Genomic DNA, 14,872 nt, shown 5'->3' on the forward strand with positions numbered 1-14,872 from the left:
GGCCGCGCATCGCGGCCCTTTGCTCGTCGCATCCCGGCGCTCACACCATTTCGGCGTCTGACTGGCGCATGGCTTCCTGCGCCAGGACCAGCTTGGACGCGGCATCGCGCAAGGCGGTGCGCAAGCCTTCTTCGATCACGGGGTGATAGAACGGCATTTCCAGCATGCGCGCCACGGTCAGTTCCTGCTGCACGGCCCAGGCCAGCAGGTGGCCGATGTGCTCGGCGCTGGGGCCGACCATTTCCGCGCCCAGGAAGCGGCCCGTCTCGATGTCCGCGTACACGTGCAGCACGCCGCGGTTCTTCAGCATGACGCGCGAACGTCCCTGATCGCTGAAATCCACGGAGCCGGTCACGAAGGTGCCCGGGATCAGGCGGCCATGGCCCGCCCCCGCCATGCCGATCTGCGGATCCGTGAACACCACGGCCAGGGGCGCGCGGCGCAGCCCCTGGCGCACCTCGGGAAAGCGCGCGGCGTTCTCGCCCGCGATGCGGCCTTCGTCGGCGGCTTCGTGCAGCAAGGGCGCATCGGCATTGGCGTCGCCCGCGATGAAAATGGGCGAATTTCCCGCCTGCATCGTCTGCCGGTCAAACACCGGGACGCCCTGCGCATTGAGCTTGAGCGAGGTGTTTTCCAGGCCCAGGCCGTCCACGTTGGGGCGGCGGCCGGTAGCGACGAGCGCATAGTCGAAACGTTCGGTGCGCTCGTGGTTGTCCAGCGTTACATAGCGCACTTCCACCTCATCGCCCACACGCGACGTTTCCAGCACGCGGGCGTCCGGATCCAGGTAGAACTCGCGCTGGAAGATCTTGCGCGCCGTCTGCCGCACATGCGGATCGCTGATGCCGCCCAGGCTGCCGCTGACGCCGAACACGCGCACCTCCACGCCCAGGCGCGACAGCGCCTGGCCCAGTTCCAGCCCGATCACGCCGGGGCCGAACACCGCCACGCGGCGCGGCAGGTCGTCCCATGCGAAGACGTCGTCGTTGACGACGAGGCGGTCGCCCAGCGCGCGGAAAGGCGGCGGCACGGACGGGCGCGAACCCGTTGATATCACCACGCGGGACGCATGGACCTCGGTATGCTCATCCACGCGCAGCACCGTGTCGGACACGAAGCGCGCGTAGCCGCGCAGCTTGTCTTGCGCCGGAATGTTCTCCACGCCTTCCACCACAAAGCCGACAAAACGGTCGCGTTCGCGCTTGACGCGGTCCATGACCTCGGCGCCGTCGACGGCAATCTCGCCGCCCACATGGACGCCGAACGCTTCCGTATGGGCGGCGTTGTGCGCGGCTTCGGCGGCCGCAATCAGCAGCTTGGACGGCATGCAGCCCACGCGGGCGCAGGTGGTGCCGTACGGGCCTCCCTCGATGAGCAGCGCGCGTTGGCCGGCGGCCTTCGCGGCGCGATAGGCGGCCAGGCCTGCGGTGCCGGCGCCGATGACAGCGATATCGGTATGCAGAGTTTTCATGACTGGGTATCCCCCGGTGTAGCGTGAAGCAAGGATTCAAGGGCGAGTTCCGCCTTGTTGCGCATCCTCGGGACGAACGCCGCCCCGCGCCGCCTCAAACGGGGCGCGCGGCAATGCGATAAGGGTGCGGAAGAAGGGAAACTCGTGCGGGACGGAGCGGCGCGGCCTTGCGGCCGCGCATCCGACCGGCCGGACGGGGACCAGGTCCCTGTCCGGCTGAGTTGCAGACAATCAGGCGAAGTGCGCCTTCAGGTCTTCCAGGCCGCCGATCAGGGCGCCATTGATGAACACCTGAGGAGCGGTGCCCTTGCCCGACACCGCGCCGATCACGCGGCCGCGGACCTTGTTCTCCAGCGGGATCTCGATCGGGGCGTAGCCCTTCCCGTCCAGCAGCGCCTTGGCTTCCACGCAGAACGGGCAGCCCGGCTTGGAGAACACGACCACCTGGTCGGGCTTCTTGGCCGTCGGAGCGATATGGGCCAGCATGGTGTCGGCGTCCGACACTTCAAACGGGTCGCCTTCCTTTTCCGGCTCGATGAACATCTTCTGGACCACGCCGTCCTTGACCAGCATGGAATAGCGCCAGCTGCGCTTGCCGAAGCCGAGGTCGCTCTTGTCGACCAGCATGCCCATGCCTTCGGTGAAGGCGCCGTTGCCGTCGGGCAGCAGCGTGATGTTGGCCGATTCCTGGTCCTTGGCCCATTCGTTCATGACGAAGGTGTCGTTGACCGACACGCAGACGATGCTGTCCACGCCGGCGTTAAAGAACGCGGGGGCCAGTTCGTTGTAGCGCGGCAGGTGGGTCGACGAGCAGGTCGGCGTGAAAGCGCCGGGAAGCGAGAAGACTACGACCGTCTTGTTCTTGAACAGGTCGTCGGTCGTGACCTTCTTCCACGTGTTGTCTTCACGGACGGGGAACGTGACGTTGGGAACACGTTGGCCTTCGCGGTTTTGCAGCATTCGAATCTCTCCTTGGGTAGCGGGGTTTGTTTAACCACCATGGAAAGAATAATAAATCTTAGCTATCGATTATTCAAATTTAATAAATTAAATTGATTGATAGTTTTTGGCAATGAATAAACAACCGCCACGAGGTCGGATCTATCATAGCCCGGCCCGCGGCGGCGATGCATTACACGCGCGACGGCTCGTAGCCCGCGTCGCGGATGGCGGCCTCGATCTTGTCGGCTTGGTCCGTGCCGGTCACCGTGACGCGGTGCGACGGCAGGTCCACCGCGACCGCGGTGCCCGGGGCGGCCTGATTCACCGCGCCGGTAATGGTCTTGACGCAATGGCCGCAGGTCATGTCAGGCACTTGGAACTCGATGCTCATGTGTTTCTCCAGAGGATTCAGGGACGGTGGCGACTATTTTTCCACCACGACGGCAGCTTAAACCTTCCTATGATGTCAAGGTCAAGCGTAGAATAGGCATTGACCTTCCCACGATGGGAAGGATGAAACTGGGTGCTCCTATCCTGATCGAGACTGCCATGAGCGTTGCCAGCCCCTCCTCATTTTCCGAGTTGGAACTCGCTATTGAAGGCATGACCTGCGCCTCTTGCGTGAAGCGCGTGGAAAAGGCCTTGACCAACGTCCCCGGCGTTGCCCAAGCCCAGGTGAACCTGGCCACCGAACGCGCCCTGGTGTCATTCGACCCGGCCGCCGCCGAGCCACAAGCCCTGGTCGCCGCCGTGGGCAAAATGGGCTACGAAGCCCGCCCCATCGCAGCCCAGGACGACCACGCCGAACGGCAATCCCAGGCGCGCGACGCCGAGGCGCATCGCCTGCAAGGCGCGTTCATCGCCGCGCTGGTGCTGACGCTGCCGGTGTTTGCCCTGGAAATGGGCTCGCACCTGATTCCCCCCCTGCACCATTGGGTGCTTGCCACGATCGGCCAGCAAAACAGCTGGCTGCTGCAGTTTGTGCTGACCACCGCGGTGCTGGCCTGGCCCGGCCGCCAGTTCTTCACCAAGGGCTTCACGGCGCTGTGGCGCCGCGCGCCCGAAATGAACTCGCTGGTGGCGCTGGGCGCCGGCGCGGCCTGGGGCTATTCGGTGGTGGCGACTTTCGCGCCCGGCTGGCTGCCGGAAAGCGCCCGCAATATCTACTTTGAAGCGGCCGCGGTGATCGTGACGCTGATCCTGCTGGGCCGCATGCTGGAAGCGCGCGCCAAGGGCAAGACCGGCGCCGCCATCAAGCGCCTGATCGGCCTGCAGCCGCGCACCGCCCGCGTCATGCGCGACGGCCAGGCAGAGGACATCGAGATCGAGCGCGTGCGCACCGGCGACATCGTGGTCGTGCGCCCCGGCGAGAAGATCCCGCTGGACGGCGACATCATCGAAGGCAGTTCCTACGTCGACGAATCCATGCTCACCGGCGAACCCGTGCCCGTCGAAAAGCAGCCGGGCATGCAAGCGACCGGCGGCACGCTGAACACGTCGGGCAGCTTCACCCTGCGCGTCACGCACACGGGCGCGGACACCATGCTGGCCCGCATCATCCGCATGGTGGAAGCCGCCCAGGGCGCGCGCCTGCCGATCCAGGCGCTGGTCGACCAAGTCACCGCCTGGTTCGTGCCGGCGGTCATGGCGGCCGCGCTGCTCACCTTCCTGACCTGGTTCTTCCTCGGCCCGACGCCCGCGCTGTCGCATGCGCTGGTCAACGCGGTTGCCGTGCTGATCATCGCCTGCCCTTGCGCCATGGGCCTGGCCACGCCGACTTCCATCATGGTGGGCACCGGGCGCGCCGCCGAAATGGGCGTGCTGTTCCGCCAGGGCGACGCCTTGCAGACGCTGCGCGATGTGAACGTGGTGGCCTTCGACAAGACCGGCACGCTGACGCTGGGCAAGCCCACGCTGACTGAACTGGAGCCGGCCGCCGGCCATGACGCCCAAGAGGTGCTGCAATGGGTGGCCTCGGTGCAGGCCCGCTCGGAGCATCCGATCGCGCTGGCCATCGTGGCCGCCGCCGCGCAGCGCAAGCTGGAACTGCTGCCCGCCGACGGCTTCGCCGCCATCACGGGCGCCGGCGTCGAAGCCTCGGTGGCCGGCAGGAAAGTCCTGGCCGGCGCGGCGCGCCTGATGGCAGAGCGCGGTGTGGACGTGAGCGCGTTTGGCGCCCGCGCCACCGATTGGGGCAATGAAGGCAAGACGCCCATCTATGTCGCCATCGACGGCCAGGCCGCCGCCATGATGGCGGTGACCGATCCGATCAAGCCGTCCGCGGTGTCCGCGATTGCCGCGCTGCATGCGCAGGGCTTGAAGACGGCCATGATCACCGGCGACAACCGCTACACCGCGCAAGCCGTCGCGCGCCAGCTGGGCATCGACGAAGTGCGCGCCGAGGTGCTGCCCGACGGCAAGGTGGAAGCCATCGGCACGCTGCGCGAAGGCGGCCGCAAGGTGGCCTTCGTGGGCGACGGCATCAACGATGCGCCCGCGCTGGCGGCGGCCGACACCGGCATCGCCATCGGCACGGGCACCGACGTGGCGATCGAGGCGGCCTCGGTCGTTCTGATGGCCGACGACCTGCATGGCGTGCCCAATGCCATCGCGCTCAGCCGCGCCACGCTGGCCAACATCCGCCAGAACCTGTTCTGGGCGTTCGCCTACAACGCGGCGCTGATTCCCCTGGCGGCAGGCGCGTTGTATCCGGCCTTCGGCCTGTCGCTCTCGCCCATCTTCGCGGCGGGCGCCATGGCCTTATCGAGCGTCTTCGTGCTGGGCAACGCGCTGCGCCTGAAGGCGTTCCGCCCGCGCGCGGCGCAGGCCTGAACCCCCTTGCCCCAGGAGTCGAAACATGAATATCGGACAAGCGGCGAAGAGCTCGGGCATTTCCGCCAAGATGATCCGCTACTACGAAAGCATCGGCCTGATCGGGCCGGCGGTGCGCACGGATTCGGGCTACCGCGTGTATAGCGAGCACGACCTGCACACGCTGCGCTTTGTGCGCCGCGCGCGCGACCTGGGCTTTTCGGTGGAGCAGATGAACGAGCTGCTGGCGCTATGGAAAGACCGCAGCCGCGCCAGCGCGGACGTCAAGCGCATTGCGCTGGAGCACGTGCAGGAATTGGAACGCAAGGCCGAGGCCCTGCGCGACATGGCGGCCACGCTCAAGCATCTGGCGCAGCACTGCCACGGCGACGACAGGCCCGACTGCCCCATCCTGGCAAACCTGGGGCGCACGCACTAAAGGCGCATCGGGCCGGGTCCGGGAGACTACTGCTGCGCTTGCGCTTCGGCGGCAACCCGGGCGAGGTAGGCTTCGGTGGCCGCCTGCTTGGCGGCCGCCTTCTCGGCCGCCGCGGCAAGCTTGGCCTCTTCGGCCGCCACGGCGTCCGCCGCAGCCTGGATGGCGCGTTGACGGGCGCGCTCCTTCACTTCCAGCACGCCTGCCGCATCCAGCGTTTCAAACACGGCGATGGACTCCACATGGCCCGTATGCGGGAACATGTTGATCACGCCCGCGCTCTTGAGCAGGTAGCCGCCCTCGTGGACCAGGATCGCGGCGTCGCGCGCCAGCGTGGCCGGATTACAGGACACGTAGACGATGCGGCGCGGACGCTCTTCGTGCGTCAGTTCCGCCAGCGCCTGCGACACCGCGTGCGCGCCTTCGCGAGGCGGATCGATCAGCATGCGGTCGAAGTAGCCCAGGCTGCGCAGCCAGTGGGCGTCCACCTCGAACAGGTTCAGCGTGGCAAAGCTGGTGCGGTCGCCCAGGCCATGGCGCGACGCCGCGTCGTGGGCGCGGTCGGTCAGCGCCTTGCTGCCTTCGACGCCGACGGCCTCGCGGCCCTGGGTGGCCAGCGGCAAGGTGAAGTTGCCCAGGCCGCAGAACAGGTCCGCCACGCGGTCGGTGGGCTGCACATCCAGCAGCTTCAGGGCGCGCGAGACCATCGCGCGGTTGATGGCGTGGTTGACCTGCGTGAAATCGGTGGGGCGGTACGGCATGCGCAGGCCGAACTCCGGCATGGTGTAGGCCAGCGCGTCGTTGTGCTCGGGCTCCAGCGCATGCACGGTGTCGGGCCCCTTGGCCTGCAGCCACCATTGCACGTTGTGGCGGGCGGCGAAGGCACGCAGGATGGCGATGTCGTTGTCGGTCAGCGGCAGCAGATGGCGCAGCACCAGCGCGGTCACGCCGTCGCCCAGCGACACCTCGATCTGCGGCATGCGGTCCGGCGCCGACATGGAGCCGATCATCTCGCGCAGCGGCAGCAGCAGATCGCTGACGTGGCGCGGCAGCACATGGCATTCGCGCATGTCGGCCACATAGCTGCTCTTGCGTTCATGGAATCCCACCAGCACGCCGCCCTTCTTCGGCACGACGCGCACCGACAGGCGCGCGCGGTAGCGGTAGCCCCAGGTCGGGCCCTGCAAGGGAGCGAGGATGCGCGCGGCGCGCAGCTTGCCGACGTGCCAGAAGGTGTCTTCCAGCGAACGCTGCTTGATCGCCACCTGCGTGCTGGGCTCCAGGTGCTGCATGGCGCAGCCGCCACAGACGCCGAAGTGCGGGCAGCGCGGCACGACCCGCTGCGACGAGGGCCGCAGCACCTCGTCCACACGGGCGATTTCGTACGATGGCTTGCGGCGCAACGTGACCGCGGTAACCCGTTCGCCCGGCAAGGCGCCTTCGACGAACACGACTTTCCCGTCGCGACGGGCGATGCCCCTGGCTTCCAGGTCCAGGGATTCGATACTCAAAACGTCAGACATCTCACGCAGTCCAGAATTACACGCAACCTGGCATTGTAGAAGGACTGCGGGCATTCCCGGAAATGGTCTTTGGCGGGACCGGGGCGCGCCCGCGACACCCGCGATGCGGCAGGCGTCAGGCGGGCTGCCGGACCCGCGGCCGCGCCGCCTGCAGCCACAGCGCCCCCATCGCCGCCATGGCGACAAGCGCCCCGGCTGCCGGCAGACAGGCCAGGCCGCCCCAGGCGACGACCGCGCTGCCCAGCCCGCCGCCCAGGGCCGTGCCCAGGTTGAAGGACGCGATGTTCAGGCCGGCCGCCACCGCCGTGGACTCGGGGACATATCGCTGGGCCAGCTTCAGGAGCCGCAAGGTCAGCAGGGTGACGATGCAGAAGAAAACCATGCCCAGCACACCCGCGAGCGCCACAACCGCAAGCGCCGAATGCCGCAAGCCATACAGCCCCAGCAGGGTCGCGGCCAGGCCGGCGAGCGCCAGCAGCGCGCCGCGGTCCGCGTCCATCGCATCGGCCAGATACCCGCCCAGCAGGTTGCCGGCGATCGAGCACAGGCCGAACAGCAGCATGGCGGCGCTCAACCCCTGCACATCCGCTCCCGTCACTCTCAGCAGATAGGGCGAAATAAAGGTGAAAAAGCAGAACGTGGCCACGCTGACCAGCGCGCCCACGCCCGCCGTCGCCAGCATGCGCGGATGCAGGATGGCGCGCAGCCCCGCCCCGATCCCCGCGCGCGGCGGCCGGTCGTCCTGCGCGCCCATGAAGCGCAGCAGGCCCGCGACGCCAACCAGCCCCAGCACGCCGACCGCCAGAAAAATCGCGCGCCAGGACCAGAGACTGCCCAGGAAGGTGCCCAGCGGCACCCCCAGCGCCAGCGCCAGCGTCAGGCCGATCCACACCACCGACACGGCGCGCCCGGCGCGCGACTCGTCCACCAGCCTGGCGGCGGCATCCGACGCCACCGCCATGAAGACGCCATGCGCCAGCCCCACCACGAAGCGGACCGCCAGCAGCATCGGCAACGTGGGCGACAGGCTCATCAGGACGCTGCCAAGCGCCAGGACCGCCATGGCCAGCAACAGGATGCGGCGGTCCTTCCACTGCGACAGCAACGCAGTGAGGAACGGCGCGCCGATGGCGGCGCCAAACGCATAGGCGGCGACCGCGGCGCCCGCCGCCTCGATGCTGGCGCCCAGCCCGTCGGCCATGGCCGACACCAGGCCGGCGACCACGAATTCGGACAGTCCGAACGCAAACGTGCAGACGGAAAAGACATAGACGGCAACAGGCATGGGATTCCGGGCAAGACGACTAGGGAACCGGCGCCGCGCAATCGGACCGGAAGATGTCGTTCAGCTTAAGGAGCGGCCTGGTATTCGTAAAATATCTTATTTATTCGTGAATAAGACAATAAACGTCTTATACGGAGGCGCGAATCGCCTCGATCAGCCGGTCCCGCACGGGCGACGCTTGCGCCGGGTTCCATGCCATCAGCAGATCCAGGTGCAAGAGCGCATCGGGCGCATCGGCCTCGATGGGCCGGAATACGATGTCGTCCCGCCCTGGCAGCGCCAGCGACGCCGGCAGCAGCGCCACGCCGAAGCCGCTGGCCACCAATGCGACCAGGGTCTGCAATTGCCGCGCTTCCTGCACCACGCGCGGCGTGAACCCCGCCGTCATGCACAACTGGGTGAGCTGATCATGAAAGCCCTGCCCCAGCGGCCTGGGCGACGCGACGAAGGCCTCGTCGGCGAGATCCGCCAGGACGATCGACTCCCGGTGCGCCTGCGGATGTCCCGCCGGCAGCGCCACGCTAACGGGCTCCCGCAGCAGGGTCTCCCACCGCAGACCCGGCGTGCTGGTCCCCGGCGTGCGGAGAAAACCGATGTCCGCCGCCCCGCGCTCCAGCGCCTCGACCTGCTCGTGCGTGGTCGCCTCACGCAGCGTGAATGCGACGCAGGGATGGGCGGCGCGAAACTCGCGCAAGGCGCGCAGCAGCGACGCATAGGGCGTGATGTTGATGAAGGTCAGCGTCAAGCGCCCGTCCATGCCCTGGGCCACCCGCCGGGTGTGCGCAACGCCCTCTTCCAGCGACGCCAGGATGCTGCGGGCCGTATCCAGGAACGCCGTTCCCGCGGCGGTCAGCGACACGCTGCGGTTGGTGCGTTCGAACAGCGCGGCGCCGATCTCGGCTTCCAGCCGCCGGATGGCCTGGCTGAGCGGCGGTTGCGCCATGTGCAGCCGCTGGGCCGCCCGGTTGAAATGCAGGGTTTCGGCCACGGCGACGAACTGCCGCAGCAAGCGGGTTTCTATCATGAGACGCCCAGAGTCTTGATCCAAGCGCCTCAGTATATTTTTTATCCGGCAATGTCCGGCGAAATGGCCGGACTGACAGGCAAAAAAAGGAGCTTGCCCGAGGCTGCCCGTGAAAGGCAGGCTCGACCAAGCCCCAAACGGTCGACGCTGTTCAAGGCGCCGCCACGGATCTCAGAAAGAGCGCGCCACGGAGAAGACCGCGCCGATGCGCCCTGAAGGGTGGCCGTACTTGGTGGGCAGCCAGTTGTCCTTAGTGGCGCCCACGGCGGCCAGGCCCAGGATCCAGCCCTTCAGGTCCTTGGTCACGCCGACCTTGTAGTCGACGTAATGGCCAATGGAATCGCCGTCCATGTTGGTCTGGTTCTTGAGCTTCTGGTAGCCCAGGTGGCCCAGGAGGCCCCAGCCGTCGCCCAGGTCGAACGTGGCCGTGCCGTCCAGGTACCAGGTGCCCTTGCTGTCGGGCGTGCTGAAGAAGTCGCTGGGCGTGTACGAATACTTGAGGCTGTAGTTGCCGTAGGAAGCTCCCAGGTAGATGTCGGTATTGTTGTAGTTGCCGCCCTTGGGGGAACTGGAGCCCGGGTAGTAGTAATGCAGCACGCCGGCGTCCAGGGCGAAGCCGCCGCCGACATCGCCCTTCCAGCCGCCGTAGAAGTCCATTTCCAGGTTGCCGTCGGTGAACACGAAGCTGGAGACGTTGGAGTTCCAGTTGCCCAGGTAGAAGCCGGAGCTGTGGTTCAGGTCAAAGCCCAGTTGCGCCGCGGGACGGAAATCGGTTTGGGAATAGCCGCGGAAACGGTAGTCGCTGACAATGGTCGCGTTGCCGCTGAGCGAAAAACCGCCTCCCAGGTCGGTGGGTTCGGCCTGCGCCGTCGCGGCGAAACAAGCGGCAAGCGCAAAAGGCAAGGCTAGCAACGTCTTCTTCATGGTGCGGAGTCCTGATCGAAATTAGCGAGGAGGCGGACGGCCTGTGGCGCATCCAGCTGACCGGCTTTGCAGCGCTTGTTTACTGCCGGCTCCTGTTCCATGAAGCAATGTCCGTGCCAGGTTTCAATCGCGCCGCTGGCGGCTTGGGCAAGGTTGAATCCCGCAGGAACGCACCACGCCGGTGCGGCCGCTGCCGGTGCGCGCATCCCCCATGCTTCAAGATGGGGAGCACGCGCCAAACTGGTTCACGCGCCGCACAAACGGCACCATGGGCCAAATAAAAACCCCGGCACGCGGGGGCGTCCGGGGTTTGGGGCGGGCGGAGAGGTCCGCCCGGTTGGCCTGGGCTTAGTTGGCCTTGGGCGGCGCGGGCGGCGGCGGCACGTCGCCTGCGGCGGGCGGCGGGGGAGGCATGCCGCCCCTGCCCTTGCCGTGACGGCCTTCCATCTTGGCGTGGCGCTCAGCCATTTTGGCCTCGCGTTCCTTGACGATCTTGGTCACCTGGCCGCGCTGGGTCTCGTTCAGGCTATCCCAGACGGCCAGCCACTGGTCGCGCACCTGCTTGGCTTGCGCGCCGAATTGATCGCGGGACTTTTCGGACTGCTCCATCAGCGCGCGCGGGTCCAGCTTGCCGCTGTCCAGTTGCGCCTTGAGCAGGTCGTGGCGCTTGCCGCCGGATGCGCGCATCGCTTCGTGCAGGCTGCGCTGGCCGTCCTGGGCGGTCTTGAACAAGGCCTCCTGCTTGGCATCGAGCTTCAGCTCGGCAACCTGGGCCTTGGACACGGGGCCCAGGCCGGGAATGAACAGACCGTCGCGCATGCCTTTGTGGAAGCCGCCGCCGCGGTGGCCTTCGTGCATGGCGGCGTGGCCGCCGTCAGTCGGGGAAGGAGCAGCCATGACGGTGCCGGCCGCGAGGCCGCTCGTCGCGGCGACAAATGCAAGGACGGCCAAATTGGAGCGGATAGCGAATCGGGACATGTAGGTCTCCTGAAAGTGAAGAAAGCGAGGCCATTGTGCGATCCCGCTGGTTTCATCCAGGTTTCGTGCGCGCCGGCGATGTTTCAGTCGATTGCTTGCGCGCCAGACGCGAAGACGGGGCCTTTCAGGCCCCGTGATTCTTTCTCGCGCGGGGGCAATGCCCCCGCCCGCTCATCGGTTAGTTCGCGTCCCAGGCCGCGAGGTATTCCTTCCAGTGCGGCGCGTCGCTTGCGGCCAGCGTGTCGCGCACGAGCGCGATTTCCGCGTCGTAGGCGGTGCGGTCCAGTTCGCCGCGCAGGAAACGGAAGCGGCAATACACCAGCCAGGTGTTGACCACGTCGGTTTCGCAGTAGGCGCGGACCTCGTCGGCGCGGCCCTGGCTCCAGGCCTCCCAGACCTTGCTGCCGTCCATGCCGAGCTTGCCCGGAAAGCCGCAAAGCTTGGCCAGTTCGTCCAGCGGCGCATTGGCGCGGCCGTTGTACTTGGCCAGCACGTCCATCAGGTCGAGATGGCGCGTGTGGTAGCGGGCGATGTAGTTGTTGAACTTGAAGTCGCGGTCTTCTTCGCCCATGTCCCAATAGCGCGGCGCGGGCACGCCCTGGATCAGGCTGCGGTAATGCAGCACCGGCAGGTCGAAGCCCGAGCCGTTCCAGCTGACGAGCTTGGGCGTATAGCGCTCGATGGTCTTGAAGAAGCCCGCCAGCAACGCGGCTTCGGGATCATCGGGCTGGCCCAGCGTCTTGACGCGAAAGCCCTGGTCGTCGCGGAACACGCAACCCACCACCGCCACCTTATGCAGGTGCAGCGGCAGGAAGTCATGGCCCACGGCCTCGCGGCGCGCGGCGAGCGCGCGTTCGACCACCTCGTGGTCCGGCACGTCGGCGCCCCAGCCGTTGAGCTTGCGCAGCCCGTCGGCGTCGGGGATGGTTTCCAGGTCGAATACCAGGGTAGGCGTCATTTGGGCGGCAGGTATTGCATGGGGTCCACGGGCGTGCCCTGGCGGCGGATCTCGAAGTGCAAGCGCGGCGACGTGGTGTCGCTTTGGCCGAGTTCGGCGATCTTGGCGCCGCGCTTGACCGTCTGGCCCGTCTTCACGAGCACGGCGCGGTTATGCGCATAGGCGGTGATGAAACCGTTCTGGTGCTCGACGATGATCAGGTTGCCCAGGCCGCGCACGCCGTTGCCGCTGTACTTGACCAGGCCGTCCGCCGCGGCGGTGATCGGGTCGCCCAGCGCGCCGGCGATGTCGATGCCCTTGCTGCTGGCATTGAAGCCTTGCACGATCTGCCCGCCCGCCGGCCATGCCCAGTTGATGACGCCCGCATCCGCGGCGCGCGTGGCGGGCTTGGTTTCAACCGGAACCGGAGGCGGCGTCGGCGTGGCGTCGGGCGACGTCGTGGCCGGCGGCAGGGTTTCGGGCTGATCCAGCGGACGCGGCTGCGGCTTCGCGCTGGCGACCGGCGCGGTTTGCGCGCCGCCGCCCGAGCCGCCGGACATCTTCAGCACCTGCCCGACCGATATCTGGTTGGGATCGCTGATGTTGTTCCAGCGCTTGATGTTCTCGATATCCACATTGTTGGCGCGAGCGATCTTGTAGAGCGTGTCGCCCGGCTTGACCACATAGCTGCCGCCGGGCTGAGCCGACGACGGCTGCCCGCCGGTCATGTCGACCACCGGGGCACGAGTACCTTTGGATGCGCAGCCGGCCAGGATGGCCAGGCTGAGAACCCCCACTGCGTAGAGCGGGCGGCGCAGGCGCGTCATGGACGCGCCCATATTCATATCGGTCAGTTGCGACTGCCCGTTGAGCATACCTTTCTCCTGTTTGCTCAAGATTGTATTCCGGACCGTAGCGGCACAAAGCGCACGGCCTCTAGTTCAGTACGTTTCCAGCTGGCTGCGCCCGTGCGTTCGATGAGAACGAGGCGCTGGTTCGAGCCCCCTTCGGGAGCGATCAGGCGTCCGCCCGGCGCAAGCTGCGTAAGCAGTGCTTGCGGGATGGACAGGCCAGCGGCAGCCACAACAATAGCATCGAAAGGAGCCACGCCGGGCAGCCCCAAGGTGCCATCGCCATAGATCAAGCGGATCCTGGTGGTCAGCCGCAAGGCGCGCAAATGCTCGCGCGCCAGATCGTAGAGCCCGCGTATGCGTTCAATCGAGTGGACATCGCGCACAAACTGCGCCAGCACCGCCGCCTGGTACCCGCAGCCCGCGCCGACCTCAAGCACGCGTGTCGGCGTGCGGTCTTCGCAGGCAGCCGCGATCATACGCGCCACGACCCAGGGTTGGGAAATGGTCTGTGAATGGCCAATGGGCAGCGCCGCGTCTTCATAGGCGCGGCTGGCCAGCGCTTCGTCCACGAACAGATGGCGCGGCACGACCGACATGGCGTTCAGCACGCGCTCGTCGGTAATGCCCTGCGACCGCAGGCGCTGCACCATCGCCTGGCGCAGGCGGTCGGAGTTCAGGCCCAGGTTGCCGCCCGATGCGGGCAGCGGCGCCTGCGCCTGGCGCTGCAAGGTGGCCGCCGAAATGCGGGTGTTGCTGTTGGCGGGCGTGACGCCCGGGCTCAGCCGGCCGGAGTCATGCCGGACCGCCCTGGTCCGGGCGGGCGCGGTTGACGAGACATCGGGTTGACTTACGCGTTTACGCATAGCGGCTCCGCCCACGTGCGGATTTCGTCGAGTTGGCTGTGCTGGGTAAGGTCCAGGCGCAGCGGCGTGACGGACACCATGCCCTGCTCGACGGCGTGAAAATCCGTGCCGGGCGTGGCGTCGGCGGCCAGGCCGACCGGACCTATCCAATAAACCGTGTCGCCATAGGGCGTGGTGGTGCGCACCACGGGTTGCGACGGATGCCGCTTGCCCAGGCGCGTGACGGCGAAACCATGCATGTCTTCGAAGCGGCGGCTGGGAATGTTGACATTGAGCAGCGCGGGCGCGGCCAGCGGCTGCGCCAGATGGCGTTCCACCACCAGGCGGGCCGCGCGCGCGGCGGACTCGATGTGTTCCCAGCCCTTCTCGGCCAGCGAAAACGCGATGGCGGGTATGCCGAACAGATGGCCTTCGCTGGCGGCGGCGACGGTGCCCGAATACAGGGTGTCGTCGCCCATGTTGGCGCCGTTGTTGATGCCGGACACGACCAGGTCGGGGCGCGTGTCCATCAGGCCCGTGAGCGCCACGTGCACGCAGTCGGAGGGCGTGCCGTTGACGGCGATGAAACCGTTGGAGGCCGTGCGCACCGACAATGGGCGGTTCAGCGTCAGGGAGTTGGACGCGCCGCTGTGGTTGGTCTCGGGCGCGACGACGGTGAGATCGCCCAAGCCTTGCAGCGCTGCCACCAGCGCTTCGAGCCCAGGGGCCGAGTAACCATCATCGTTCGAAACCAGAATTCGCATTGTGCATCCGAAAGAAAATAAAACGCGGGTGGACGTTGCGGATTGTACCGTCCGCGGAGGCTCCCCGTCTTTCCGCCTGCC

Annotated in this window: 14 protein-coding genes; 2 read left to right on the forward strand and 12 right to left on the reverse strand. The window is 67.0% G+C overall.

From position 1 onward, the window contains the following. Window positions 1–40 precede the first annotated feature (40 nt). The 3 genes from ACFWP0_RS05000 to ACFWP0_RS05010 all read right to left on the reverse strand — a co-directional run bounded on the left by ACFWP0_RS05000 (window position 41) and on the right by ACFWP0_RS05010 (window position 2,804). Window positions 41–1,471: a dihydrolipoyl dehydrogenase gene (locus ACFWP0_RS05000; protein ID WP_377840124.1), complete on the reverse strand. Its 1,431-nt coding sequence runs from the start codon at window positions 1,469–1,471 to the stop codon at window positions 41–43. A 231-nt stretch (window positions 1,472–1,702) separates the two neighbouring features. Further along, on the reverse strand, window positions 1,703–2,431 hold the full coding sequence (locus tag ACFWP0_RS05005) for a glutathione peroxidase (protein WP_377840126.1): 729 nt from the start codon (window positions 2,429–2,431) through the stop codon (window positions 1,703–1,705). Between the two features lie 172 nt (window positions 2,432–2,603). Further along, complete coding sequence (locus ACFWP0_RS05010) at window positions 2,604–2,804, reverse strand: heavy-metal-associated domain-containing protein (protein WP_377840127.1); 201 nt, start codon at window positions 2,802–2,804, stop codon at window positions 2,604–2,606. Between the two features lie 158 nt (window positions 2,805–2,962). Here ACFWP0_RS05010 and ACFWP0_RS05015 point away from each other — a divergent pair, with 158 nt between their 5' ends. After that, on the forward strand, window positions 2,963–5,245 hold the full coding sequence (locus tag ACFWP0_RS05015; protein WP_377840129.1) for a heavy metal translocating P-type ATPase: 2,283 nt from the start codon (window positions 2,963–2,965) through the stop codon (window positions 5,243–5,245). Between the two features lie 25 nt (window positions 5,246–5,270). Further along, on the forward strand, window positions 5,271–5,663 hold the full coding sequence (gene cueR, locus ACFWP0_RS05020; protein WP_377840130.1) for a Cu(I)-responsive transcriptional regulator: 393 nt from the start codon (window positions 5,271–5,273) through the stop codon (window positions 5,661–5,663). A gap of 26 nt (window positions 5,664–5,689) precedes the next feature. Here cueR and rlmD read toward each other — a convergent pair whose 3' ends face one another. The 9 genes from rlmD to surE all read right to left on the reverse strand — a co-directional run bounded on the left by rlmD (window position 5,690) and on the right by surE (window position 14,791). Continuing rightward, the gene (rlmD, locus tag ACFWP0_RS05025) at window positions 5,690–7,183 is read right to left on the reverse strand and encodes a 23S rRNA (uracil(1939)-C(5))-methyltransferase RlmD (protein WP_377840132.1); all 1,494 of its coding nucleotides are present in this window, start codon (window positions 7,181–7,183) and stop codon (window positions 5,690–5,692) included. A gap of 115 nt (window positions 7,184–7,298) precedes the next feature. Beyond that, on the reverse strand, window positions 7,299–8,468 hold the full coding sequence (locus ACFWP0_RS05030) for an MFS transporter (RefSeq protein WP_377840134.1): 1,170 nt from the start codon (window positions 8,466–8,468) through the stop codon (window positions 7,299–7,301). Window positions 8,469–8,595: 127 nt separating this feature from the next. Next, window positions 8,596–9,492: a LysR substrate-binding domain-containing protein gene (locus tag ACFWP0_RS05035; RefSeq protein ID WP_377840135.1), complete on the reverse strand. Its 897-nt coding sequence runs from the start codon at window positions 9,490–9,492 to the stop codon at window positions 8,596–8,598. 171 nt (window positions 9,493–9,663) lie between these two features. After that, complete coding sequence (locus ACFWP0_RS05040; RefSeq protein ID WP_377840137.1) at window positions 9,664–10,416, reverse strand: TorF family putative porin; 753 nt, start codon at window positions 10,414–10,416, stop codon at window positions 9,664–9,666. Window positions 10,417–10,764: 348 nt separating this feature from the next. Then, window positions 10,765–11,394, reverse strand: coding sequence for a hypothetical protein (locus ACFWP0_RS05045; RefSeq protein WP_377840139.1), 630 nt, complete (start codon window positions 11,392–11,394; stop codon window positions 10,765–10,767). A 178-nt stretch (window positions 11,395–11,572) separates the two neighbouring features. Further along, on the reverse strand, window positions 11,573–12,352 hold the full coding sequence (locus ACFWP0_RS05050) for a 3'-5' exonuclease (RefSeq protein ID WP_377840140.1): 780 nt from the start codon (window positions 12,350–12,352) through the stop codon (window positions 11,573–11,575). Beyond that, on the reverse strand, window positions 12,349–13,206 hold the full coding sequence (locus ACFWP0_RS05055; protein ID WP_377840141.1) for a peptidoglycan DD-metalloendopeptidase family protein: 858 nt from the start codon (window positions 13,204–13,206) through the stop codon (window positions 12,349–12,351). Before ACFWP0_RS05055 ends, ACFWP0_RS05050 begins: the two co-directional genes overlap by 4 nt. A 17-nt stretch (window positions 13,207–13,223) precedes the next feature. After that, complete coding sequence (locus tag ACFWP0_RS05060; RefSeq protein WP_377840143.1) at window positions 13,224–14,048, reverse strand: protein-L-isoaspartate(D-aspartate) O-methyltransferase; 825 nt, start codon at window positions 14,046–14,048, stop codon at window positions 13,224–13,226. Beyond that, the gene (gene surE, locus ACFWP0_RS05065; RefSeq protein ID WP_377840144.1) at window positions 14,033–14,791 is read right to left on the reverse strand and encodes a 5'/3'-nucleotidase SurE; all 759 of its coding nucleotides are present in this window, start codon (window positions 14,789–14,791) and stop codon (window positions 14,033–14,035) included. The genes ACFWP0_RS05060 and surE overlap by 16 nt, the downstream gene beginning before the upstream one ends. Window positions 14,792–14,872 lie beyond the last annotated feature (81 nt).

The sequence above is a fragment of the Achromobacter sp. NPDC058515 genome, from assembly GCF_042721735.1.
Lineage (GTDB): Bacteria > Pseudomonadota > Gammaproteobacteria > Burkholderiales > Burkholderiaceae_B > Achromobacter.